Source organism: Litorilituus lipolyticus (assembly GCF_006439335.1).
In the GTDB taxonomy this organism is placed as follows: Bacteria; Pseudomonadota; Gammaproteobacteria; order Enterobacterales; family Alteromonadaceae; genus Colwellia; species Colwellia lipolytica.
Genome location: NZ_SAWY01000003.1, coordinates 100,239 through 125,646, shown reverse-complemented (window position 1 = coordinate 125,646; position 25,408 = coordinate 100,239). Strand labels below are relative to the sequence as shown.

At 36.8% G+C, this 25,408-nt stretch carries 22 protein-coding genes and 2 tRNA genes; 9 read left to right on the top strand and 15 right to left on the bottom strand.

Annotation, left to right across the window (positions count from 1 at the left end):
- Positions 1-41: 41 nt before the first annotated feature.
- The 3 genes from EPA86_RS02010 to EPA86_RS02000 all read right to left on the bottom strand — a co-directional run bounded on the left by EPA86_RS02010 (position 42) and on the right by EPA86_RS02000 (position 4,227).
- A complete protein-coding gene (locus EPA86_RS02010; protein WP_140601355.1) occupies positions 42-1,145 on the bottom strand; it encodes an AI-2E family transporter in 1,104 nt (367 codons plus the stop codon).
- Between the two features lie 30 nt (positions 1,146-1,175).
- Positions 1,176-1,844 carry a potassium channel family protein gene (locus EPA86_RS02005; RefSeq protein WP_140601538.1) on the bottom strand — a complete coding sequence of 223 codons (669 nt, stop codon included), beginning with the start codon at positions 1,842-1,844 and terminating at the stop codon, positions 1,176-1,178.
- A 154-nt stretch (positions 1,845-1,998) separates the two neighbouring features.
- Complete coding sequence (locus EPA86_RS02000; RefSeq protein ID WP_246058207.1) at positions 1,999-4,227, bottom strand: cation:dicarboxylate symporter family transporter; 2,229 nt, start codon at positions 4,225-4,227, stop codon at positions 1,999-2,001.
- A gap of 282 nt (positions 4,228-4,509) precedes the next feature.
- On the opposite strand from EPA86_RS02000, the gene EPA86_RS01995 reads away from it, so the two are divergent.
- The 4 genes from EPA86_RS01995 to EPA86_RS01980 all read left to right on the top strand — a co-directional run bounded on the left by EPA86_RS01995 (position 4,510) and on the right by EPA86_RS01980 (position 8,751).
- On the top strand, positions 4,510-6,087 hold the full coding sequence (locus EPA86_RS01995; RefSeq protein WP_140601353.1) for a sensor domain-containing diguanylate cyclase: 1,578 nt from the start codon (positions 4,510-4,512) through the stop codon (positions 6,085-6,087).
- A 167-nt stretch (positions 6,088-6,254) separates the two neighbouring features.
- A complete protein-coding gene (locus EPA86_RS01990; protein WP_140601351.1) occupies positions 6,255-7,358 on the top strand; it encodes an HlyD family secretion protein in 1,104 nt (367 codons plus the stop codon).
- Between the two features lie 19 nt (positions 7,359-7,377).
- Complete coding sequence (locus tag EPA86_RS01985; protein WP_246058206.1) at positions 7,378-8,397, top strand: DUF2955 domain-containing protein; 1,020 nt, start codon at positions 7,378-7,380, stop codon at positions 8,395-8,397.
- Between the two features lie 66 nt (positions 8,398-8,463).
- Positions 8,464-8,751, top strand: coding sequence for a hypothetical protein (locus EPA86_RS01980; protein ID WP_170309539.1), 288 nt, complete (start codon positions 8,464-8,466; stop codon positions 8,749-8,751).
- 392 nt (positions 8,752-9,143) lie between these two features.
- On the opposite strand, the gene EPA86_RS01975 is transcribed toward EPA86_RS01980, so the two are convergent.
- Positions 9,144-9,725, bottom strand: coding sequence for a lipid-binding SYLF domain-containing protein (locus EPA86_RS01975; protein ID WP_140601348.1), 582 nt, complete (start codon positions 9,723-9,725; stop codon positions 9,144-9,146).
- Positions 9,726-9,862: 137 nt separating this feature from the next.
- On the opposite strand from EPA86_RS01975, the gene EPA86_RS01970 reads away from it, so the two are divergent.
- Positions 9,863-10,960: a tRNA-queuosine alpha-mannosyltransferase domain-containing protein gene (locus EPA86_RS01970; RefSeq protein WP_140601346.1), complete on the top strand. Its 1,098-nt coding sequence runs from the start codon at positions 9,863-9,865 to the stop codon at positions 10,958-10,960.
- Positions 10,961-10,999: 39 nt separating this feature from the next.
- On the opposite strand, the gene EPA86_RS01965 is transcribed toward EPA86_RS01970, so the two are convergent.
- A complete protein-coding gene (locus EPA86_RS01965; protein ID WP_211664888.1) occupies positions 11,000-12,841 on the bottom strand; it encodes a choice-of-anchor I family protein in 1,842 nt (613 codons plus the stop codon).
- A gap of 217 nt (positions 12,842-13,058) precedes the next feature.
- Here EPA86_RS01965 and EPA86_RS01955 point away from each other — a divergent pair, with 217 nt between their 5' ends.
- A complete protein-coding gene (locus EPA86_RS01955; protein WP_170309538.1) occupies positions 13,059-15,725 on the top strand; it encodes a CHASE domain-containing protein in 2,667 nt (888 codons plus the stop codon).
- A gap of 36 nt (positions 15,726-15,761) precedes the next feature.
- Here EPA86_RS01955 and EPA86_RS01950 read toward each other — a convergent pair whose 3' ends face one another.
- From EPA86_RS01950 to mutY, 9 genes are all read right to left on the bottom strand, one after another.
- Positions 15,762-16,706 carry a PDC sensor domain-containing protein gene (locus EPA86_RS01950; protein WP_140601338.1) on the bottom strand — a complete coding sequence of 315 codons (945 nt, stop codon included), beginning with the start codon at positions 16,704-16,706 and terminating at the stop codon, positions 15,762-15,764.
- Between the two features lie 297 nt (positions 16,707-17,003).
- Positions 17,004-17,471, bottom strand: a complete 468-nt coding sequence (locus EPA86_RS01945) for a hypothetical protein (RefSeq protein WP_140601336.1) — start codon at positions 17,469-17,471, stop codon at positions 17,004-17,006.
- Positions 17,472-17,579: 108 nt separating this feature from the next.
- Positions 17,580-18,461 (bottom strand): LysR family transcriptional regulator, encoded by an 882-nt coding sequence (locus EPA86_RS01940; RefSeq protein ID WP_140601533.1) that lies wholly within the window; start codon positions 18,459-18,461, stop codon positions 17,580-17,582.
- A 337-nt stretch (positions 18,462-18,798) separates the two neighbouring features.
- Complete coding sequence (locus EPA86_RS01935) at positions 18,799-20,055, bottom strand: Y-family DNA polymerase (protein WP_140601334.1); 1,257 nt, start codon at positions 20,053-20,055, stop codon at positions 18,799-18,801.
- A complete protein-coding gene (locus tag EPA86_RS01930) occupies positions 20,043-20,456 on the bottom strand; it encodes a LexA family protein (protein WP_140601332.1) in 414 nt (137 codons plus the stop codon). The genes EPA86_RS01935 and EPA86_RS01930 overlap by 13 nt, the downstream gene beginning before the upstream one ends.
- Positions 20,457-20,713: 257 nt before the next feature.
- A tRNA-Thr gene (locus EPA86_RS01925) sits at positions 20,714-20,789 on the bottom strand.
- Positions 20,790-20,875: 86 nt separating this feature from the next.
- A tRNA-Phe gene (locus EPA86_RS01920) sits at positions 20,876-20,951 on the bottom strand.
- 137 nt (positions 20,952-21,088) lie between these two features.
- On the bottom strand, positions 21,089-21,361 hold the full coding sequence (locus tag EPA86_RS01915; RefSeq protein ID WP_140601330.1) for an oxidative damage protection protein: 273 nt from the start codon (positions 21,359-21,361) through the stop codon (positions 21,089-21,091).
- Between the two features lie 77 nt (positions 21,362-21,438).
- Entirely contained in the window at positions 21,439-22,527 is a 1,089-nt protein-coding gene (mutY, locus tag EPA86_RS01910) for an A/G-specific adenine glycosylase (protein WP_140601328.1), read from the bottom strand.
- A gap of 145 nt (positions 22,528-22,672) precedes the next feature.
- On the opposite strand from mutY, the gene EPA86_RS01905 reads away from it, so the two are divergent.
- Together EPA86_RS01905 and trmB are read left to right on the top strand one after the other, a co-directional pair.
- Positions 22,673-23,011 carry a 50S ribosome-binding protein YggL gene (locus tag EPA86_RS01905; RefSeq protein ID WP_140601326.1) on the top strand — a complete coding sequence of 113 codons (339 nt, stop codon included), beginning with the start codon at positions 22,673-22,675 and terminating at the stop codon, positions 23,009-23,011.
- A gap of 2 nt (positions 23,012-23,013) precedes the next feature.
- On the top strand, positions 23,014-23,739 hold the full coding sequence (gene trmB, locus EPA86_RS01900; RefSeq protein ID WP_140601324.1) for a tRNA (guanosine(46)-N7)-methyltransferase TrmB: 726 nt from the start codon (positions 23,014-23,016) through the stop codon (positions 23,737-23,739).
- Between the two features lie 17 nt (positions 23,740-23,756).
- On the opposite strand, the gene EPA86_RS01895 is transcribed toward trmB, so the two are convergent.
- Positions 23,757-24,098: a hypothetical protein gene (locus EPA86_RS01895; RefSeq protein ID WP_140601323.1), complete on the bottom strand. Its 342-nt coding sequence runs from the start codon at positions 24,096-24,098 to the stop codon at positions 23,757-23,759.
- Positions 24,099-24,232: 134 nt separating this feature from the next.
- Here EPA86_RS01895 and EPA86_RS01890 point away from each other — a divergent pair, with 134 nt between their 5' ends.
- Entirely contained in the window at positions 24,233-25,261 is a 1,029-nt protein-coding gene (locus EPA86_RS01890; protein WP_140601322.1) for a S1C family serine protease, read from the top strand.
- Positions 25,262-25,408 lie beyond the last annotated feature (147 nt).

The following is a 25,408-nucleotide window of genomic DNA, read 5'->3' as shown; positions in this document are numbered from 1 at the left end:
TTTAGCGCTCTTACTATTTTCGATGACTCTGTTATATATCGTTACAGAGTTTCATTTGCAGCTCCTTCTGTGTCTTCAGAGTTTTGAGATAGCCAATCTAACATCAGCTGGTAACCTAATGCTAATACTACAGCACCTACGAACAAGCCAATAATACCTGAAAGCAACATACCGCCAATGGCACCAAGTAAGATTACTAACATAGGAATATCCATTCCTCGACCTAAAAACAATGGCTTTAAGAAGGCATCACTACTGCTTACAACGATACTATAAATAAGAAAAATTATGGCGGGTGTGGTATCCGCTACTGAGAAGTAGTACGCAGCAATAGGCCCTAAAATGATGATAGGAGGTAATTGCGCTATAGCCAATATAAGAATAACACTTGCCCAAATACCTGCTGCTGGAATGTCAGCAATTAATAATCCAATACCAGCAAGTAACGATTGAATGACGGCAACACCTAGTACTCCCATGGCAACACTTCGAATTGTTGCAACGGTAGTTGTAATAGTTCGTTGGCCGTTTTCACCCATTAAACGGAACATTAGGCGTTGTAGTCCTTGAGAAGAAATGTCAGCTTTAGCCATAAAGACAACGGCAATAATAAGTGAAATAATAAACTGTAATATACCTCCCCCAAGGCCAGCAGCAGCAGAAAGCAGAGAAGCTGAAAGAGTCTTAATCTGCTCAGAATATTGACTAGCAACTTTTTGAATATCTTGTGAGGCAGCTTGCCATAAAGCATAGCTTTGTTCGCCAATAATAGGCCATTGTTTTACGCTTTCATTCGCTTGTGGAATTTTTAGTGTACCGTCTTCAATACCATTATAGATGTATTGTGCTGACTCAATTGAAGAAGCAGATAAATTCACAGCAGGAACCACTATAAGAGCAATTCCTACAACAGCGATAACCGTTGAAGCAATACTTACTTTTCCTTTTAGCACTTTAGTGAGTTTATTATGTATCGGTTTTAAGGCAACCGCTAAGATAGCCCCCCATAAAACAATCAAGATAAAAGGACGTAAAATAGCAAAACACCAGCCAATAAGAAGGGCTACAGCACCAAGCTTTATTGCTGCATCTATCACTTGTTGATTAAGAGTTTGCGATTCAGTAATGTTATGTTTTAGGCTCATGTTTAAATAACCGTTCCGTGTAAGTTTATATTAAGTGTTTTGTTGAGTTTTCGTGATGTTTGACATACGAGATCCAACTAAGCTTGCCACTAAAATAGCTAAATAGAATTGGCCAAAAATGGCTTCAAAATAAACTAAAAATTTAGCGACGGGTAATGTCGGCGCAATATCTCCAAAGCCAAGCGTTGTGATTGTGACAAATGAAAAGTAAACAAAGTTAGGAAATAAAGAATACCAATCGCTACTGGTTTGCATGGCAAGAAAAGAGCCAGGAAATGTAAGTTGCAATAACGTGTAAATAATGGCCCAAATTAAACCCATCAATAAGTATAAGCAGATGGCCCCTAGAATTTTATTACCGTCAATAATTCCGGTAAACAGCACTTGTTTCGCGGTTTTAATTGAAGTTGATATGAAAAAACTTAACAGCAATAGTAGATAGAATTGATCAAATCCGGCATTGCCCAACCAGTTGCTAAAAATGGCAACAAAAAAGATAGCCAGAGGAAATATAAAGGTTTTTCGAAGAATGAATTGCTCAGATTTTACTCCCCAAACCGCGACTAATAAGGTAATAACTGTTGTTGATTGCATTAACCGCTGCATTGAGTCATCAAAGAATTGTTGCGCAGCGGCAGTGCCTAGTAATAATAAAATTAGTGCAAAAGTCAGGTAGACAAAATTGTCGCGTTCATCCATTTTTTTCAAAATAACATCTCTGTTTTAATTATTATCATAAAAGTATTTATTGATAAGTTATTATGAGCAAAAAAACTTTACTTAACAAGTTGATATCAAATCACCCAAGCTAGGGTGAGTGCATGATTTTATCCTTAGAAATTACAATCCGCTATTACAGCCAGCCTAATACGTCTTTCATTACTGACCATCTTGGTCTTTTGGCTTTAGGGTTTTCACCTAAAATCCAATAGTTATATACCTTATCTTGGAAGCCATTATCTTTTTTCAGTTTTAACCAAGTATTTATAAAAGCGACGTAATCAGCTTGACCTTTAGGTAATGTAAAGCCAACTGGTGCTTTTAATTTCATACCTTTTGGAACGATGGCAGAAAAGTTAGGATAGAGCATAGCCCAAGCTGAACCGGCCTCTGTTGAATAGATAAGCGCATCAACATCAGCATGTTTTCCTTTAAGGAAATGTCGAATGTTAGAGACTTCAATTAATTTCGCGTTAGGGAAATACTCTTTAACCGCTTCTTGATAATATTTGCTTTTGCCAATACCAAGGTTAAAGTCTTTTAGCTCTTGAATATCATATAAGTCGGCAAAATCATCTCTTTTTGCATCGTGTATGAGTAATCCCGCACTGTGATGAGTGTATGAATCTGAAAAAGCAACTTTAAGTGCTCTCAATGGCGTTATGATTTTTCCACCAATTGTGATATCTATGCTGCCATTTTCTAACAGCTTAGCTTCATCTTTGATATTATCAATACGAATCAAGGCAACTTTAACACCGAGATCTTTGGCAAATTCATTCATCAATTCAATGTCAAAACCTACTATTTGGTTATCATTGTTTTTGAAGGCATATGGCAAACTTGCATTGAAGTAGCCGATACGAATATTGCCACGCTCAAGTATAATGTCGAGTCTAGGTTGAGTTAATTCATTAGCGGTCAAAGGCTGTAATGATTGGTAAGGGACTCGTTCGACGATAGGTGACATTGCCCTTAATGATTCAAAGGTTTGCACACCCTCATATTTATATGGGATCAAAGACTTCAATAACAGTCCGACGACTATCATCACTGAAAATGTCACCCCTAAATGGACGCCGATAGCTTGAAAAAAACGGTGCCATTTCATTTTTTTTATTACAGCTGATGCCACTAAAAGTGTTATTACAAAACCATGTAATGCAGCTAAACCTACAGCAAATCGAGCGGTGACAACACTACCTAATAAATACAGTTGAAACTGATCCGCAGGTAAATCAAAAAAGTCTAATAAGAAGGGGATAGCAATTGCCATTTTACCAAAGGCTGTTAAAGCGCCCATGGTTACAAAAGCAAGATATTGCTCAATACCTAGCGGTGTACCGACGTACCAAGCTGAAAACAAAACAAAGCCTAAACCTAATAATGTTCCTGAATTTGGAAAACTGTAGGCTGTAGGCACTAATACATCAACTGTTGAATCTGTTTCTTCACACTCCATTTTATGTTTTGCAAGAAGCTCTTTGGAGCGATCTATTATCATAGGCAATACAACAAGAACCGAGCCTGTTGCAATAGCAGTGATCATTGCTTCACCAGCTGTTGATAGCACTTCTCGATAGGTAAAAGGTGTTGCCCAATGAATAAGTAGTGGTAAAAGTACAAAGGCGAGCAAAGCTGCAGCCGTTATATAGACCCACAGAAATACTTGTAATCGACCTAATTCCTCCACTTCTAATGTGCCTGCTGCAGAGGCAGAAATAGCAAAAATACCAAGAGGGGCTAACTTAGTTACATAAGAAGCAACTTTCATTAAGCTGTCGCCAACATTTGTGGTCAGAATTAATAATGTTTCTTTATTCTTTACGTTAATTAAGGCAATACCCATTAATAAAGAAAATAAGACGACGGCAGGTACCACGGTTTCAGATAATGAGGAAAATATATTTGAGGGGATATATAGTTTAATAAAGTTAAAAGTTGTCGGCTCAGTAATCATACTACTACTGAAAAAACCACCAGTTTGCCAATTGGGATAAGCTAATGGCAAAAAGAGTAATGTACACATGACAGCGAGCCAAACTGCTAGGATTATTTTAACAGCTCTGGTGCCAATAGTGGTTGCCATGTTGCTATCTAATCTACCTAACCCACCAATAATGGATACCAACACATAAGGTAAAACAGTCATCTGTAATAAGCTGATGTAAACATTACCTAGAATCTCTAGTTGTCCTGCTGGCTCGCCAACAAATATCCCCGTAGCAATACCAAGTAATAGTGCAACAATTACACGTTGAAAAGGGCTTAATTTATTATAGAGTTTTGCTATTGACATCATGTCTCCAGAAACAGTGTGAGCTCGATTATGAAGTGTACTGTTTTTATTGATTTTTTCCATGAAAATATCATATTTAAAGGCAGAGGTGGCACATTCATAAAATTTTTTATAGCACCATTAATTTTTTATATGAAAAAGTACGCGAATTACAATCTATAGCAATTGAATAGAGATACTTTTTTCAAATTCAAATATTTAGCATGTATTAATTAAAAATAGCTAAGATTTATTTCTGGTGTGTTTTAAGATATATTGTATGTTTTTTGATAGGCAAAAAATGTTACTTACCAAGTTTTAACGTTGACAGAATTCAAATTTACAATGGGTAAATGAGTATTTATTATGAAATCAGCACCTACAATAAGTCAGCTACAGTTGCGAGCCTTTATTATTGTTGTCATGATCTTCATTTTAACGAAAGTAGGCTATCAAGTATTTATCGAACGACCTCATACGGAAGAAACATTAAGTTTATTAATTAAAAGTGATTTAGATGACATTCGTCATGATGCCCAACGCTATTTTTCAAGGCTAGAAGATGCAAGCTATCATCTAGCTACTTCTCGTCAAACCGCAGAGTTTTTACAAAAACCAAATCAAGCATTCATTAAGCAAGTATTAGCCGATGATATGTTTGTTGAGTTAAATATTGATGGCATTATTTTTGTTGATAAGCAGTTTAACTCGATTTATAAAAAAGGCTTTGATCATTCTACACGCACGAAAATTCAGTTTGAATTAGATGACTTTACCCGCTTTCCTGAACATAAAGAGCTCTTTAACCAATCAAAAAATCAAAAAAGGTTTGAGCCAATTTCTGGGATGATCTCTACGGTGAAAGGCCCTGCTTTTTTTAGTAGTGTGCAAGTGAATGCCTTCGATGATGATAAAACAATACAAGGTCATCTTGTACTAATTCGGGTATTGGATGACGATTTTTTAGCACAGATCGCGCAAGACAGCTATGCACAGTTGACTCTAGATGTTGTAAATGAAGTGGTTAAGCCTTCTACGTTGAAACAGTGGACTGATATTCCTGTTATAGGTAAGCAGCATCCGGTTAATCAGTTAGTGATTACTGACTTTTTAGATAAGCCTATTGCTGTTTTAACAGTGACCCATACCACCAGTGTTGTGTCACCTTGGGTAGATGAGCGTGGCATTATCTATGTCGGTATATTGATACTGATGCTTTTAGTATGGCGTGTATGGTCTATTAATAAAATAGTCTCTCCTATCCAAGCAATATCGTCACAGATTAAAGCCATGAGAGACACTTTAAAATTCCAGCAATTAAATGAAAATACGCACATCGCAGAACTTGACGATTTTGCTATTAATTTTAATCAACTAACTCATACTGTTAAATTGCAAGAAAAAAAATTAAATGAGCAAGTATACTTAGATCCACTAACACAAATAGCCAATAGAAGAGCCTTTACTCAACATATTGAAAGACAATTAAATTTACTCAAGCGCCATGACATTGGTTTTTGCGTTATTTTAGCTGATATTGATTATTTTAAGAAATACAATGATAGCTTAGGGCATCAAGAAGGCGATAAAGCGCTTATTCATGTTGCCAAACATTTAAGTAAGTTCTTCAAACGCGGTAGTGATATTTGTGCGCGCTTTGGTGGTGAAGAATTTATCATGGTTTTTAGTGATGTTTCACATGCCTATATCGCAAAGCAATTAACAGAAATTCGCATAAGCCTTGTTGAAGAGAAAATAATTCATCCTGATTCTTCGGTATCTGAATATTTAACTATTAGCCTTGGAGCGTGTATTGTAGATGCCAATGAGAAGGATGAAAAAGCAATTGCTATTGAAGATATTATCGAAAAGGCAGATCAAGCACTTTATCAAGCGAAAAAGGAAGGTAGAAATACAGAGGTACTATTTTCATTTAATCTATAGGCTTATTTGATTCTTTAGGAATATACGATTATATGTACTCCTGTTCGCCGTTATAAAACAGCTAAAGTGTGATGAAATTATAGGTTTTGGGGTTTTCTGTAAGATCGCTGAAACAAACATCAATAGCCCCTAAATAAAGAAAATAAAATTATGGATAAAAGATAACTATGTCGGAACAAGAAGTTAGCCAAGAAAATACCTCACAAGCCATTCAAGATCCTGTCCGTAAAATCACTAAGTATATTCTGATACTAACCGCTTTTATTTTTGTTTGGTACATTGTTGCTGACCGTCACGCTCCTTGGTCAGATCAAGCCAGGCTACAAACATATGTAACGCCAATCGTTCCGCAAGTGTCTGGCCGTATTACGGAAGTTTTAGTCAAGCAAGATCAAATTGTTGAAGCTGGTGATGTTTTGTTTCGTATTGATGCTAGTGATTATGAATTAGCTGTTGAAAATGCTGAAGCAGCTCTAGAAATGGCAGGTCAAGAAATAGGTGCTGGAATGGCAAGCGTCGTTACTGCTCAAGCGCAGTTAGTGGTGGCAGAAACCAATGTTGAACATGTTAAAGCACAAAGTGCTCGTGTGTTTGAAATGGAAAGGAAAAATGTGTTGTCCCATTCTGATGGTGATAAGGCCAGAGCCGCTATTAAAGCAAGCGAAGCAGAGGTAGTTAGTGCCAAAGCTAATTTAGATAAAGCGAAACAAGCTTTAGGTAAAGAGGGTAATGATAATCCTCGTATACGTTCAGCTCTGGCATCACTTAAAAAAGCACAGTTAGATCTTAGCCGTACCGTTATTATGGCTCCTTCAAAAGGAGGAATCACAAATTTGCAAGTGGATACTGGTTATTTTGCCACGGCTGGCGTTGCTGCGATGACCTTTATTGAAGCGAATAATGCTTGGATCCAGGTGAATTTACGTGAGAATAATTTAGCGAATCTCGCTATAGGTAATACGGTGGATATCGCCTTAGATGTTAACCCAGGGAAAATATATCAAGGTACTGTTAGCAGTATTGGCTTTGCTGTCGATACTAATTCAAGCAGTGTTGTAGGCGGGTTAACTTCTGTTGAATCAAAAACAGGCTGGCTTAGAGATGCGCAACGTTTTCCTGTCATGATTACCTTTGATGATGATTCATCGAGACAGTTTCGTCGCTTAGGTGGTCAAGCTGATGTACAAATTTATACTGGCGATAATGGGTTTGTTAATGCTATGGGGTGGTTGTGGATACGTATTTTAAGTATTCTCTCGTATATTTATTAACACCAAAGCTACTTTTTCAATGTCTTTAACTTTTTTAGCTAATGCTTATGCCAATGTAAACACTATGCGGATTTTTCGATTCGCCTTTGGTGTTACTTTCGCCTGCGCATTAGCTTATGGTATTAATTGGCCACTGGCATTTCTTATGCCCGTGTTCACGGCCATGATATTAGCTATGCCCTTGCCAAAGCCCTCTTTGCGGGCAAGCTTGTATAATATGATATCAACCCTATTTGCCTTCGCCCTAGGCTTAACATTTTCCCTGTTTTTTCTTCAGTTTCCGTTAGCTTATCTTTTAATTCTAGCTTTAGTGCTGTTTCATCTCTATTACTACTTGAATCGTGGTGGCTCGTTTTGGTTTACTCTGATGTCGATGATTGCCATTTTAATTTTACCCATGATTGCGAACAGCCATGAAGGGTTAGCTATCAGCTTTTCTGTAGGTTTTGTTTATTCAAGTTGGTTAACTATTACCATGATTTGGTTAGCGCATTTTGTCTTTCCAGATCCTGAGTTTACGCAGTTTCCAGTAAAGCCCAAGTACAATAAAGCCTATGTTGGAGTAGCGGCAAAACTGGCGTTAAAAAGTACAATGGTGGCCTTTCCTATTGCAGCAGTTTTTATTACTTATGGTCTATCAGATTATTTATTGGTGATGATTTTCTCTGCCATATTTATTTTAAAACCTGACTTAACTCAGGGGAAGGAAGCAGGAAAGAACTCTTTGTTATCAACCTTGCTAGGTGGTGTTTTTGCTTGGCTATTTTACTGGTTAATTGTTGCTGTACCACAATTTCATTTCTATTTACTAATCTTATTAATAACTAGTTTGTATTTTGGTCGTCAGATATTTTCTGGTTCAACTATGTCTAAATATTACAGCTCTGGCTTTATAGCGTTATTGGTGGTGGTGAATAGTAGTATGGCAGCAGACACTAACTTTAATGCTATCTTAGCGCAACGAGTGTCACTAATTACAAGTGCTATTATTTATATCGTTTGTGCACTTAAAGTGATAGAGCGTTATCTATTTAAGTAAATTTGAGCAATGAGGAGAAAAGCTATGTTTTCTAAAAGTATTAGTATTATTATTATTTTTTTATTTATGACAACAGCTTGCGCGAGTAACAAAGCTCAAGAGAGTGAAGAAAAGAAGATAAGTGCTAACATCAGTTTCTGTAAAGAGCCACGACCACAAATGTGCACAATGCAGTATGATCCCGTGTGCGGGTTAGTTGCTGGGAATTCGGTGAAAACTTATGGAAATGCTTGTAGTGCTTGTGGTGATAGTCAGGTTTCACAATATGTGAAAGGAGAATGTCCAACAGATGCTCTTGAACGTTTCTTAGATGGAACCATAGGAGATGCTCCGATAAAAAAGCAGATAAATTAACTGAGCAGAATGTTTGGCAAAAAGCTAAATCGCGTGGAGTTAATTTTCGTGCAATTGGTCAAGAACCCGGTTGGTTATTAGAGATCGCTGAAGGAAAGCATATTTATTTTAGTTCTGACTATGGGCAATTAGTTAAAACATACCTTTATGTTGAACCTATTGTTGACTCAAAAAAGCGACAGCGTACTTTCCGCGTTAGGAACACATTGCTCATAACTATAGATGATAAAGCCTGTACAGATATTATGAGTGGAATTGAGTTTGAAAGTAAAGTTACAGTTAAGATAAACAACCAAGTATTACAGGGGTGCGGTAAGGCATTACTTTAATAATAGACAAACAAAAAGGAGCCTCTAACTCCTTTTTGTAAATGTTATGTGTGACAGTGCCTACTATTCACTATTTTGCATCACATCATCAGTGAAATCTGTTTGCCAGAACTTATAGCCTTGCACGGTTGCTTGTGCAGCTGCGCCCCATAGTGCTGATTGATAGATTCTTACACCATCAACGTCAAATGAGGTGTTAGCGGCTGCTTGACCACCTTCATCTTCATGTTTAGCACTGGCATCTGCTTTAGCGCCTGCATCCCAGCCTTCTTCACGAAAGCGGCGTAATGCTTCGGTATCATTGTAGGCGTAGACAAAGGCAACTTTCTTAAAGCCAATGCCCGCTCCAACGCCCAATGAAGCAAAGCGATAAAACTCAGTATTACCGCCTTGTCTTAATACACAAACTCCGCCACCAGAGGAGGCTGCCATTAAGTAACTATCGCTACCTGTACATACTAAGTGGGCTAAGCTTTTATTAATAGCCGATTTAGCTGAAGGATGATCTTCATATATTTGTTGCAAGGCTTCCGAGGTCTCAGCGATGGCATTTTGCTTTTTAGCTGCTGGCGTGTTACCTGTAGCACAAGCAAAGAGCAATGAAGAAGCGAGAGAAGCGACCGCTATATTCTTAAATGTTTGCATACTATTATCCTTTGATGTTTCATTAGTTTACAATTTAGCTTAATTCATAATAGGTATTTTTCAAATATAATGTTTATCATCTTACGATAAACATTTAAATAATCAGTTAGTTAACAGGTCTAAAAGGAAAATTTCCAGTGAGAATATTGCTACTGTCAGCTTATGATGCAGCAAGCCATCAATACTGGCGGCAGTCTCTGGTGAGCCAGTTTCCTGAGCATGACTTCACTGCATTAACGTTACCTGCACGATTTTTTTCATGGCGTATTCGTGGTAATAGTTTAACTTGGGCTTATTCACAACGGCCTGTTTTAGAGCAAGGCTATGATTTAATTATTGCCACCTCTATGACTGATCTTTCTTCATTAAAAGGCTTTGTACCTGCATTAGTTAATATTCCTGCCATTGTTTATTTTCATGAGAACCAATTTGCTTACCCTAAATCAGGCAAAGAATTTAATTCAGTAGAACCTCAGATTTTAAGTTTATATACTGCACTTGCGGGCGATACTGTGGTTTTTAATACTGAGTATAACAAGAGAACATTTCTGCAAGGTTGTCAGCAATTATTAAAAAAGTTACCTGATCAGGTACCGAAGAATATTATTGACATATTAACAGACAGATCTCAGGTAATTCCTGTACCACTTCTCCCAAGTTCATTTTTACAAAACAAAGTAACGAGTGGAAAATTACAAATTATTTGGAATCATCGATGGGAGTTTGATAAAGGACCGAAACTATTACTCGATGCTATGCTGTATTTGAAGCAACAAGGTGTTGATTTTACTCTTCATGTCGTTGGGGAATGTTTTCGTCAAGTACCTGAAGTTTTTACTCGAATTAAAGCACAGCTGTTTGAACATATTGGTGTGTGGGGATACATTGAAGATAAAGTGCAGTATCAGCAACTACTGCAAGCAAGTGATATTGTTTTGTCCACAGCCTTGCATGATTTTCAGGGGATCTCTGTCCTTGAAGCCGTTGCTGCAGGTTGTTTACCCGTAGTGCCTAATAGATTGGCATATCCTGAGCTATTTGCACCTGAATATTGTTATGATGATAACGAGAATGAACTAGCTAACCTGACGACGATGATTATCACGATTGCTAAACAAAAAGAGCAAAGAAACCTTAAATTAGCACCTTGTGTTAGTCACTTCTCATGGGAAACTCAAAGAAACCACTATCGAAAGCTAATTAACAATAGCGGCTCTAAAACTCATTTAAAATAACGTGCTCTTTCAAGCACGTTATGAGTTATTTGCTTTGATTTATTCTTCAGAAATTTGCCAAACAGCAACAGAGCCAGATATTTCATTACCAATGACTAATAAGGCTTCATTAGTTGGGCTGTCTTCTGCCTTAATGAACTTCATACCTTCTGGAGCTAGATCCCCTGTTATATCAGCACCTTCAACTAAGCCGCGATTATAAAAGTATTCAACAAATTTAACGTTATATGGGTTTGTGATATTGTAAGCTAATATTCCTCCCATACGCTCAAGCCCAATAAAAGCATAAGTCTGTGAGCCAACTTGACCAATTGTTAATGCTTCAGGCTCTGCGCCTTTGGCATCAGAGCGAGTATCGCCTTCATTTTCATCTTCGTCATTGTTAAATGCTTGACCGTGAATAGATGCGGTTATGCGAGCAATCTCATCGCCTGAGTCAAAAACAACGAGTCCATTTGAGTCCCATATTGTAAAAGAACGAGCGCCATAGGCATAAAGCTTTGTGTATTCATTATTGTCATCTTTGCCAAGAGCATTAGTAACAAGTAATCTGCCTAGGCCATTCTTTCCGCCATTTTCACTTACATAAGATTCTAGTTCGGCACTAATTGTACCAAAATCTTCTAAGTCTTTTACACGAGCTTCATCGGTATAAGAAATGCATATTTCTTCACCGTCGTCCCATTCATAAATACCATTGGGGAAGTCAGTTTCACATTGTAATTTACCTTCATCTTCAAGGGCTTCTCGCTCATAAACCACATACTCTCGACCATCACCTTCATTGGCTGAAACAATGAAATTAGAGTTTTGCCATTGGTAGCTGGCAATTGTGTCGGGCTGATACATACCGTATAAGTTTTGGTAATTTTTGAAGTTTATTCCGCCATCTTTATCAGAAACATCAATTTTATAATTACTCCAATCTTTAAAACCTAATCCTTTAACCGTAAGGCTGTTATCATTCAAATTTACAATAGCCAGGGCATTGTTTTCTTGAAGAGAAACATAAGCGAAGTTATTGTCTTTTGATATTGCTATGTACTCAGGTTCTAAATCTTGTGCTACAGAATATTGACGAACACTACCTTTTATTGTGTGGCCTGACGGGTTTGAAAATTTCGCACCTTGGCTTTCTAATTCAGCTTGCTCGTTATTGAATGAAGTAAAGCTAAGGTTTGTTGCTGTGTCTTCAGGTATTGAATCGTTAATGTTGATGATTGATATAGTTCCTTCAGGATCTATTACGTAATCTTTACTTGGCTCACCTTCATTTGCAACTATTGCTTTGGTTCCATCATGTGTAAAAACAACATTATCAGGTAAATCTCCCACAACGACGTTCTTAATAAAACTTGGCGTTGCACCAGCTATATCAAAAAAGGCAATGTGTCCATTAACACCAGCTGTACTAGAAGATACTGCAACAGCTAAAAGTTCATTATTATCATCAATAGCGATACTATTGGCATCGCCTGATAAGTTTGCTGTTTCAGATAAGTTTAAGGTTATTGAAGGTGTTAAATTGGTATTACCTATAACACCTTCCGCATCAGCCGTTAATGCACTAGTTTCCATATTGTTAATATCAATAATTTCAATAACTGCAGGGGATACCGAACTATTAATGGCATAAACCCAGTTTTTGGATTTTTGGAATTCAACAATTTCAGCAGCGCCTTCTGGCGCTTGGGCATTTAAAACACTGCGACCGACTAAGTTTATACTCAATGATGTGGGAGCATTCAAACCGTCGTTACCATCTGAACCGTTTACTCCATTGGCACCTGCTACGCCATTATTGCCATCGTCACCATCAAATGTACAAGCAGATAATGTGCTCATTAATAGTAGTGCTACTAAAGATCTTTTAAATTTCATTTCATGTCCTAGAGTTGTTTTTATAAAACTTATATATCAACAGTAAGGGATGACAGATTTAAGACAGAATTATGATGTGCAGATGACATTCCTGCTTCAACGTGAAAAGTAAGGCTCATAAATGATTAATGGGATTCAAATATGGATGAGTCTTCAATTATCGATTACCATGTAAGTAATCAGAAATTAAATGGTATGTGCATTGAAAAGGATTTTGTTGGCGTTTATAGCCTTTGTTATACATTTTTTGCTAGTGCAACTCGGCTCTGTATTCACCTTGCCTTTTGGTTATGCGAGTGTTATTTGGCCTATAGCTGGTGTCACTTTAGGCTTTTACCTCGTTTATGGTCTTCCTGTTTTAATCGGTGCATTCTTCTCAACGTTACTTTGCTATTTTTTAGATGATAAAATGGCCGCAATGCCAACGTATATTTTAGTGATTTTCGCTTTTCTAAATATCGCAAAATTTTATATCAGCAGAAAGCTTGCAGAGCGATATATACAGCCAGTTAGGGTACATCTACCTACTGATATCATTAAGTTTTTAGTGATAACTGGGCCGATAGCAGCATTCTTACCAGCAGTCGCTTTTTTGGCGGTATTAGCATGGCAAGTAAACTTACATTTTGATGTGTTACTTTTTATTAGTACAACCAAGTGGGTTGGCGAAGTGGTTAGTATGGTGTTTATTGCACCAATTATTTTGTTTTTAACAACAAACACATATGTTAAAAAAGGTAAACGTCCTCTTACCGCGGCCTTAACAACGTTAATAATTATCGCGGCGATATACGCTATTTATATTTCATTAAGTCACTTTCAGCAATTAGAGAGAGAGCGACAGTTTAAAGCGGCAACACAACCATTTATTGAGCGAACTTACTTAGCTACCGAGATACTCAGCGCGAACTTAAAAAGTTTAAAGGGTGTTATTAAGGTGAATAAAGATCTTTCTATTATGCAATTCTCTGACTTTAGCGCAAGTATTGTGAATGAGGATATTAAAATACGTGCATTGGGCTGGTTGCCGAAAATTGATGATGCTAACAGAGCACAATTTGAAGACTCGCTTGTGAAGCAATCGCTGTCAAAAGAAGGGATAAAACAATTAACATCATCGGGCTTAGTACCCGCTGCTCAAAAGCCCTATTATTTGCCGATTATGTATTTAAGTCCGTTAGCAGTCAATCGAGCTGCAATAGGCCTTGATGTTTCATCTCATCCGTTAATTAAAACTAGTGTTTTTAAGGCCATTGAGAAGAAGCAGTCAGTGATAACCCCTATGGTTCCACTTGTTCAGCAAATGGATAAATTTACCGGTGTTATTGTTTATTCTCCTGTTTTTGATGAGGTGTCGGCGACTCATTCTCGCCTTGTTGGTCTCGTTGAAGTTGTATTTGAATTGGATAAGCTTCTATATAATGTACACCAAAGTACGGAGCATAAAGATTATAATTTTAAATTATCTTATGGAGAAAGTAATACCTATCAATCGCCATCATTCAACGAAATAAGTGTTTTCAAGCATACAGTAACACTAGCGCTGTTTGATAAAAATGCGGCCATAACCTTTGCTAGCACAAATGGTTTTGAGCGACGGTTAATACATTGGCAAGGACTAGTTGTTATTGGAATTAGCTGCTTTATCGGTGTGATGTGCGTCATGTTTGTCTTTTTTATTGTTACTTATAATACCTCACTTAAAAAGAAAGTGGCGGATAAAACAAAGCAACTTGTCGATCAAAACATTGAACTTACTGCAGCTAATAAAGCAAAAAATTTATTTTTAGCCAATATAAGTCATGAATATAGAACACCTTTAAATGCCATCATAGGCTTTACTGAAATTGCTCAACGAGAAGTTAAGGAACCAGTAGCACTCGAGTATTTAACCCAAATTCAAGCCTCTTCAGATATTTTACTTAAAATAGTTAATGACGTACTTGATACCTCTAAAATCCAGTCGGGAGAACTTACTCTCGAAAGTAGGGCATTTAATCCAACATTAGCAACACAACAAGTTATCGAAATGCTCAATGAGAAAGCATTAGAAAAGAATATTGTGATTCGAACTGAGTTAGCGCCAAATTTCTTTGTGTGGTTACTAGGAGATGAGACGCGTTTTAAGCAAATATTGTTGAACTTATTAAGTAATGCCATTAAGTTTACGAAAAATGGCGAGGTGCTGATTAAAGCTAGCACTAAAGCTTGTGAAAATGAGATGAGAATAATAACGGTACTCGTTAAAGACAACGGTATAGGTATTGATAAAGCTGTACAAAAATTATTATTTCATCCTTTTACACAAGCGGAACATTCCACTACTCGAAAGTACGGGGGAACAGGTTTAGGTTTATCGATTGTAAAACAGTTATGTGTCCTGATGAATGGAGATATTAAGCTTAAGAGTAATATCGGGCAAGGCTCTGAGTTTTTGTTCAATATACAATTACCAATAACTGAGCCGTTAACTACACCTGAAAACACTTCTATAACGACCATTCATCGAGCGGCTTTCAAAAACTTGAAGGTGCTTGTTGTTGAGGATAATCGAATCAATCAAATTGTAGTTAAAAAGCAACTAGCAACGTTAGAGGTTACTTGTGATATAGCAAATGACGGGCAAGAGGCACTTACCTATTTAGAGAACCATTGTCCTGACATCATTCTTATGGATTTACAGATGCCTTATATGGATGGATTTACTGCATCTAAAATCATTAAAAACGATGAGCAACTAAAGCATATTCCCATTATTATTTTAAGCGCAAGCGTAGGAGCCGAAGATAAACGACAAGCAGCAGAATTGGGTATTTATGATTTTATAAATAAGCCCTTTAAGTGTGAAGAACTAACAGAAATCTTGTACAAGTACGTATCTTAATCAATACCGTTGCTTATTTTCATATTAGATTAAGAACTATTCGTTCGTTGACCTATATTTCAATAGTACTTCAGCTTTAGCACCTAAATACACGTAAATACCTAAACCAATTAATAAGCCAACAGAGGCTGCCATCATCGCAACAGCATTAACTAAATACTCTGAAGAACCAAGCACTGATTTAAACATTAATAATAGTGCTTCTATTGATACTGCAATTAATATAGTGGCAATAAACCGTGTAATTGTCCTTCTTGTTGAGCTATGTCTTAAAATATCCTTTTGCATGAGTACTTCTTCTTCAATTGTTGTTTTGCCTAAATCAAAAATAGCTAAGGCTAATGTTAAGAAAATGATAATGCCAAAGGGCTTGAGCTTTAAATCTTCGGAAGAAGGGGAGATCATCAAGCTTACAATCTCACTTCCAGCAGAAAAAAGTAAAATCGCCACGATAAAAAATAAGCCGATAACGATTGAGGTATATATAAAACTAAATAAAGGGTGAAATTTCTTTCTTTTAATATCGCCCATTAAAAATTCTATAGCATGAGCTAAATCGATATCTATAACTAAAATCCCTATGTTAACACCAGCTTTGTCGGTGTATTTTATGGCCGTAGAAATACAAAGGTTATGACTTGAAGATGATAAATAAGGCTCAGTAACAACAATGCTCTCATGCTCAGAGGCCTTAATATAGTAAGGTCTGAATGAGCGGTCTGCGCCTTTCCCTTTACTGGTAGAGTATTTTTTTACTTGAGTTTTAGTGTAGTTTTGACTTTTTTGAATACCATGTTGATCTAAAGTGAAGATTAACTCTACAAAAGGGTAGTGCGTACTAAGCCACTTCATAGAGTGGTCAAGTAAGTGTTCATCATCAAAAAAATTCTTATCAAAAGCTCCTGCAATAATAGAAGCCATTAGTTCATGTATGGCATCTTTATATTCATGATATCGTTCCATAACATTAATATAATTCATAGTCTTCCTTTAGTTTTGAAACATAGTGAATAGCGTCTTCAGTAGAAGTTAGGTATCAAAAGGTACTAAGGCACTAGGTGCCTTAATAGTGATTAATATTGATACCTTTAGTATGTGATTGATATTATTTGTATTACTTTTGCTGTCGGTAATCGTTTTTATGCATAGTTTGATCACTTAGCTCCACATCCCATTGACTGAACGATATATGTTTAAGTTCAATGATTAAATGGATGACTGATGTTAGTTGTTTTAATATGTTTTTAATCACTATACTCACTCCTTTATAAATTATTATTAATCTGAATGCTCAGATGATTTAAGGGCTTGTGAGAGTTCTGTATTTTTCGATATGTTTTTAATTAGCGCTAAATTATTTATTGTGATGCTATTTGAATCAATCAACGTAGCGCTTGTTAAGTCTGTCAATGCTCCGTTGTTATCGCCTGCGAGGTATTTTGATATTGCACGATTACTATAGCTTAGCGATTTTAGGTAATTTACTTTTTCGCTCGTTAGATTCATTGATTCTATATCTGTTATGGCCGCACTGCATGCACTTGAAGAGACGGTAGGTTTGTCAGATGTTAGGTGATTTACACACAATCTCATGTTGTTATTAAATGTGGCTATTAAATTTGTTTGATAGCCAACGGCTTTTTTTATGGTAGCTACTTTAAATTTTTTAGGTACTTCTGCTAAAACAAGGTTAGATAAAATAATGGCCGATATGGCTACTGTAGTGAAAATAGATGTTAATCTCATGATTATGCTCCGATAAGTGACGTATCAATACGATACATTGGCACTATAAAAATTAAGAGAAAGGCTGACAAACGATTAAAATAAAGCTATGAGATGAAATATATTCATTTATAAAAACGTTGAAGCAAACATGCTTTTTATCCAGTCGGCAAAGCGCGTCAATTCTTCATTATTATCCAAATTTTCATGTTGAATTAAGTAATATCTATCTCTGGTGTTAAGCTCTTCATCAAAAAGTCTGACCAATAATTGTTCACTAAACCATGTTGTGCTCATTGGAAGGGGAATTAGTGCGATGCCCATGCCTTGTTGTGCGGCTCTGGCAACACCAAACATGCTATCAAATTGAATGATCTGCTTAGGATCGAAATCATCAACGCCGTTGTTATCTGCCCATTGGTGCCAAGACCACGGTCGTGATCTATGTAATATCAACGGAGTACTTTTCAAGGCGTTAAATTCTTGATGCTTTAGTTTTTTATATAGCGTTTTATTACACGCGGGTACGTAACGAATGGGAAACAACTCATGGACGATACTTGCATTGGGTTTACCATTTGCAAGTACAATGGATAAATCTGCAGCATAGGAATGTTCACTACCTGTTTTCATTGTTTCTAATTGTAAGTTTATATCTGGATTGCTAGCCGACCACTCACTAAGGCGAGGAATGAATAACTCACTGGCAAAAAACTCAGGCAAACGAATAACAATCGTTTTATTTTGTTGTTTATCAGTAAATTCACTAATGGTCGATTCTAATTGATAAATTAAAGGCTGAACTGACTGATAAAATTGTTTGCCAGCAGTTGTCAGCTCAATTGAACGCGTACCTCTTTTAAATAGGGTGAATCCTAGCTGTGTTTCGAGTTGTTTAATTTGATGACTTACTGCTGATGGTGTTAAAAATAATTGTGAAGCGGCATGTTTAAAGCTGAGACACTTAGCGGCGACACAAAAAGAACGTAATCCTCGAATTGGTGTTTGTATTGGCATAGTATTTATATGTAAATGAAGACCATTATCAAGGAGCAACAGATGTGCCAAATGTTAAGTTGTTGTATTTATAGTTATTTTATGTTTTTTGAATAAAGTACTACTCATAACATGCTTTATTGTGGAGCATGCGCACTACAATTTAACAATAAAAAGAAGCGCAGTTGAATTGGCAGAGGATGAATTAAAAAAAAGGGCATCTTAGATACCCTGTAAGCAAACCATATAATTAGTTAGAAAACTAAAATGCTTTAAGAAGAATCGGGGATGATTCAGAACCAAGTAAAGTGTATAGGCTGAAATCACTTATTAAAGGTTTTATTATAAAGTTTTAACACCTTATTTTAGGTATATGTTGCCAATTAGAAGTGTATTGCGGGCTAAGAAAGTGGCGTTTCATATTCCATTTTTCTGTTTGTCCTGCACTTGCTACGTTAATACTTCCTTGACCATAGCGGTGGTTAATTTTATCTAAGCACTGCATTAGCTTGGGGTTAGTATTATCAGGTGTAAATAAATCAGCTTGATAAAACTTATTACTTGTTAACTCAATAGCACCAACACCACAGCGATAAAAGTTAACACCTGATTGGTAAATATTGGGTAATACTGTTGATACCGCGCTGGCTAATTGACTAGTGTTATCGGTTGGTATTGCAAACGGGTACACAATTGCTTGTTTATAGTAGTGATCATCATGCGGCGAGCTCGAAGCAAATACCATGAGTTTATGGGTTTTTGATGATTGCTTACGAAGCTTTCTTGCCACAATAGTGGCATGGTTAGAAAGTGCTGCCTGTAAGGTATGGTGGTCAGTAATCCGTTGCCCAAAACTTCGGGTAGAAAATATTTCTTTTTTGGGCTCTTTTACTTCATCCCATGAAAGACAAGAAATACCGTTTAATTCACTAACGGTTCGTTCTGTGACAACACTATATTTTTTTCTTATCTCTTTTGGGTTTTGCTCAGCTAACTGTAGAGCGGTTGTTATACCTTGTAAGTTAAGATGTTTAGAAATGCGCCTACCAATACCCCATACATCACTAGTTTTCATTTGATTTAAAATAGGTATTGCATCGTGGGAGTTATTAATAACAGCAACACCATCAAACCCGGCAAGTTTTTTAGCGGCATGATTTGCTGCTTTTGCTAAGGTTGCTGTATGTCCAAAACCAACACCCACAGGTAAGCGTGTTTCTTGCCATATAGCTTGTTTTATTTGATGTCCGTAGTGATGCCAATCCTCATTATTTCTATGAAAACTATTAAAATACAGAAATGCTTCATCAATCGAGTAAATATGTTGATTATCACAATACCTAGAAATAACAGTCATCATTCGCTCAGATAAATCTGCATATAGCTCATAATTAGATGATCTAATAATTACCTTATGTTTATAGAGTAAATTTTTAACTTGGAAAAACGGTGTAAACTTAGGAATACCTAATTGTTTTGCAATAGGACAAACTGCACAAATACAGCCGTCATTATTTGTTAAAACAACAACGGGTTTATTGCGAATACTCGGATCAAATACTTTTTCAGCAGAAGCGTAAAATGAAGTGGCATCAACTAAGCAATACATGTCGTTAACTCTGGTGCTTTATGGTGTAGTCGAATCGAACGAGTTACAACACCTTCAACTTGAAATTCATCTTGCTCTGAAATAGTGATAGGCTGATGGTGCTTAGATGCTGACATTAATCGTGCTTGTGCTTTATCAATTAACTTACATACAAAACAACCATTGTAATTCGCGACAATAACATCACCGTGTTTAGCTGATATTGCACGGTCAACAATCAGTAAATCACCATCAAAAATACCGACACCTTGCATAGATTCACCAGATGCTTCTCCGATAAAGGTTGCATTAGGGTGACGTATTAATAATTGATCTAGTGATAAACCCAACTCCTTGTATTCCGCTGCGGGTGATTCAAATCCTGAAATACCTGCTTCAATGTATATAGGAATAACTTTCATATAACTAAAAAACCACACTGTAAAAATGTACAGTATAGTTTTTTAGTTATCAATAATAAAGTAATTATGAATTAGTTGTTTTGTTTGGCCTATTAGCTCTTTCATTTGACAGAATTAAATTATGTATAGGGTAGGGAATGCTTTTGTGGGGAGAGGCGGTTATTGCTGTTAATGAATTTGGTGTTTAAATTCGAACAATCAATAGATACAAAAAAGCCCTAACCGAAGTTAGGGCTGCTTGTCTTCAAAAGAAGGAATGGTGCCGACTGCCGGAATCGAACTGGCGACCTACTGATTACAAGTCAGTTGCTCTACCAACTGAGCTAAGTCGGCACACAAAACTGTGTGCGATATCAAAAGATATCCTGGCACCGAAATAATGCTTTTACTAAAGAGTAAATAAGCACCATCTCTAAAAATGGTGCCCCGACCCGGAATTGAACCAGGGACACGAGGATTTTCAATCCTCTGCTCTACCAACTGAGCTATCGGGGCATCTTACTAAGGCTGTTGAAGCCGCCTCGTTAAGACGGGGCGTATTAAACTGTTTTTCCTTTTCCCCGTCAACCCTTTTTTTAAAATAATTTTTTGTTTGCTTGTTTTTGCGGCATTTCACTCATAAAAGCAGCAAATTATTCGCTTGGAGGTATGTAACCTTCAATTTCTGGCTCTTTTCCTTCGAATAAATAACTGACCATGGCCTGTTCTAAAAATGCTCTATCGTCAGGATTCATCATATTCATTTTCTTTTCATTGATTAACATGGTTTGTTTTTTTTGCCACATTGTCCATGCTTCTTTTGAAATGTTATCAAAGATCCTTTTACCAACATCTCCTGGATAAAGTTGAAAAGCTAAGCCTTCTAATTCTTTGTTTAGGTGTTGGCAAAATACGGTACGGCTCATAATGTTTAATCTCTAGCGTTAATGTATAAATAGTTTACCAATAATTGGTGCTATCGGTAATGCTGAATATTGGTTTGTTAAAAGTGGCTTATCATTTTAAGCAGTTTTTCGGTTGAAGCAGCAAGCCCGACACTTTCATTAGTTGATAAATCATACCATCTTTGCTGTGAGGGTTCGTTTATTTCTTGTGATTTTGTTTCAACACAATCGATAACCAGTGGCGTAATATCTAGATGAAAGTGGCTAAACGTGTGTCTAAACTCATCTAACTGCTGGTGGGTAGAGCCTGCTAAATTTAGTGAAGCTAAAAGAGTATCTAGTTCGCTTTTATCGCTAATTTCGTAAAAACACCATAAACCTCCCCATATACCTGTAGGTGGCCTCTTATGCATTAGCACTTTATTTGAAGTTTCATTGACGACACGCGGAATAACCATGATGGTACTTTTTTCGGGTATTTTCTTTTTCGGCTTCTTTTGGGGAAATAATGATTGTTGTTCACTGGCTTTTGCAAGACAACTTCTTTCAACAGGGCATAAAGTACATTGAGGTTTGGAGCGTGTGCATACTGTAGCGCCAATATCCATCATAGCTTGGTTAAAGCTTGCGGTTTCTGTTGCTGGGGTGAGCACTTCGCTTAGCTGCCACAATGCTTTATCAAACTTACTAAGACCGTTGTAGCCTTCCACTAAATAGCTACGTGCTAATACTCTTTTAACGTTACCATCTAAAATAGGGTGGTGTTGATTTAATGACAAGCTTAAAATGGCCCCTGCAGTTGAACGACCAATTCCTGGGAGGGCGATGACTTGTTCTATATTGCTTGGGAATTTGCCGTTAAATTCAGTGGCAATTATTTTGGCTGATTTATGTAAATTTCGAGCGCGTGCATAATAACCAAGGCCAGTCCAATGATGTAATACTGTATCTTCATCAGCATTGGCTAGATCATTTATTGTAGGGAAACTTGACATAAAGCGTTCATAATAAGGAATTACGGTCGCCACTTGCGTTTGTTGCAGCATTATTTCAGATATCCACACGCGATATGGCGTCTTTTGTTGCTGCCAAGGTAAATGCTTTCTTCCTTGTTTGTGGTACCAAGTTACAATATTTTCAGCAAATTGCTGAGCTGATTTTTTTGAAATTTTAATAGATTCATTCATAGGCGAGCAGTGTAGCAAATTTGTTATGACCCTCAAATAGGCAAAACTGTTTGTCAGTTGTCTATGCTAGATCATATAATACGCGCCAATTCTTGCCTTGTATTTTTCAAAGGCAACCAAGTACAAAAACTGTTAAGGCTAAATTATGAAACTTGAAGCAAAAAATCGTAGTCGTCGTTTACGTAAAAAATTACGTGTAGATGAATTTAAAGAACTTGGCTTTGATATTGCGTGGAAATTTAAAGAAGATATCACGGATGAAGAAGTTGATAACTTTATGGATCAGTTTTTTGCCGAAGTTATTCAGCCTAATGGTTTAGGTTTTGGTGGTGAAGGTGACACGTTATGGCATGGTCTAATTTGTACTCAAAAGCTAGGCTCGTGTACAGATGAACACCGTAAAGCCGTTGAAGCTTGGTTAACTGAACATGGCGTAAAGTCGGTTTCTGTCAGTGCATTGTATGATGTTTGGTGGGCCGAATAGTCATGACAGAAAAGACACATAAAACCATTGAGCAAGCAGAGCAAGAAGGTAAGTACATTAGAAAAGTACGCAGCTTTGTTAAGCGTGAAGGCCGTTTAACCAAAGGGCAAGAACGTGCTTTAACAGATCATTGGCAAGATATGGGCTTGAATCATGCTGATGGTCTGATTGATGCTAAATCTGTTTTTGGCAATGATAACCCTGTCGTGCTTGAAATTGGTTTTGGCATGGGAAAATCCCTTGTTGAAATGGCAAAAGCAGCACCAGAGTTAAACTTTATTGGTGTTGAAGTACACAAACCTGGTGTGGGAGCTTGTATTTCATATGCAGTTGAGCAAGAAGTGAAAAACTTGCGAGTATATGAGCATGACGCTATTGAAATTCTTGCTGATTGTATTCCTGAAAAAGTATTATCAACAGTGCAGTTGTTTTTCCCTGATCCTTGGCATAAAAAGAAACACCACAAGCGTAGAATTGTGTCATTAGCTTTTGTTGAAACTATCCGTCAAAAATTAAAGCTTGATGGTGTTTTTCATATGGCAACTGACTGGGAAAACTACGCTGAATGTATGCTAGAAGATATGCAAAACTCTCCGGGATATGAAAATTTATCTCAGACTAATGACTACGTGCCTCGCCCAGAGTCAAGACCACTAACAAAATTTGAAAGTAGAGGTCATCGTTTAGGTCATGGTGTTTGGGATCTACAGTTTAAAAGAGTCTCTTAAACACTTAGCTTAGTTTTTTAAGGTAAGAATCGTTGTTCAACATGAAATAAGTGTTGTGCGTTACGCATATTACCTGATTCTTTTAGCCATTCTTTGGTGATTATTTCTTTATCTAAAGCCGCATGTAATATGCGGCTTTTATATTGTGTCCAATAAAATATTGTCGCCTGTTCATGGCAGGCATTATTTGGATATTTTTCTGAGCGTGTTTCTGCTAACTCTTGCTTTATAGAGTCTATAACTTTAGCTTTTAGCTCTTGTTCTATGTTTTGTTTGAACTGAGTAAATTTTTTGGCTTTGTATAATTGCCAGACTAACCAGAATAAAGCGCCAAAGGCTAAAAGCACTATTACTTCCATTCGTTTAATACCCAAATATTATAAAAATAAGATCGGTGATTATCTTAACATTTTTATGCGGTAGCGTTAAAAATAACTGAAAAACCTTCCGATATTGTTTAAACTGGGTTGATAATTTACAAGGAATTTAACCCATGAACAGACTTTTATTACTCTTGTTAGTCATCTTATTTTCATCCTCTGTCTGCGCTGAAAACTCTATTCAAAAACTCTTTAAAAAAGTCAATCCAGCAGTTGTTGAGTTACATGTTAAGTCACTCGCAGACCCGCAGGTTGGTCAAGTTACCTATAAAAAACAAACAGCGGAATCGTTAGGCTCCGGTGCGCTAATAAGTAAAGAAGGGCGTATTTTAACTGCCGCCCATGTTATTGATAAAGCAACCGCTATTGAAATTGAATATGCTGATGGCACTAAAACGTCAGGTCATGTGGTGTGGATTGAGCCGTTAATTGATTTAGCCATGATTCAAGCAGGTAGCGTACCATCACATATTAAACCGATAAAGCTAGCGAAAAAAGATAGTTATGAAGTCGGTGAGCAAGTTGTCATTATTGGTGCACCTTTTGGAGTAAGTCATAGCTTATCAGTCGGTTATTTAAGTGGTATCCGAGACGGTAAAGAAATTCCAGGGTCGACCTTAATTCCACGTTTATTGCAAACTGACGCTTCTATAAATGTGGGTAATTCAGGCGGCCCTATGTTTAACCTAAAAGGTGAAATAATTGGCATTGTTAGTCATATTCTTTCTAAAAGTGGTGGAAGTAACGGTTTAGGCTTTGTGGTATCAGTTGATACAGTACAGCAGGTTATTGATAGTGATCCAGGTACGTTTTCAGGATTTATTCCCTTTCTATTAACGAAAGAAAAAGCATTAGCACTGAATAACTCGGCAGGACATGGCATGCTAATTCAACATGTTATTCCCGGTACTTTGGCAGATAAACTTGGCTTTAAAGGCGGATATATTAGCGTGGTAATTGGTCACACGCCGGTGCTACTTGGAGGAGATATTTTACTGTCTGTTGGAGGTAATAAAATAACAGATTTGGCTTCTGCTGTGAAAATAAAGCAACATTTCTCTCAGGTAAAAAAGGGTGACAAAGTTTCATTTGAATTTTTACGAAATGGTGAACTGAAGGAAGTTTTTTGGTTAGTTGATTAAACCTAAGTCAGTCAATTAAACATGATTAGACTTACTGTTGTAATTTGTTTTTTTATTTGTTGTTAACAAACTGTTAACTGTGATGGTCTCTGTTGACTTTTACTCTAAACATGCATTTAATGATGATGTACCTTAATTAAGGATAGT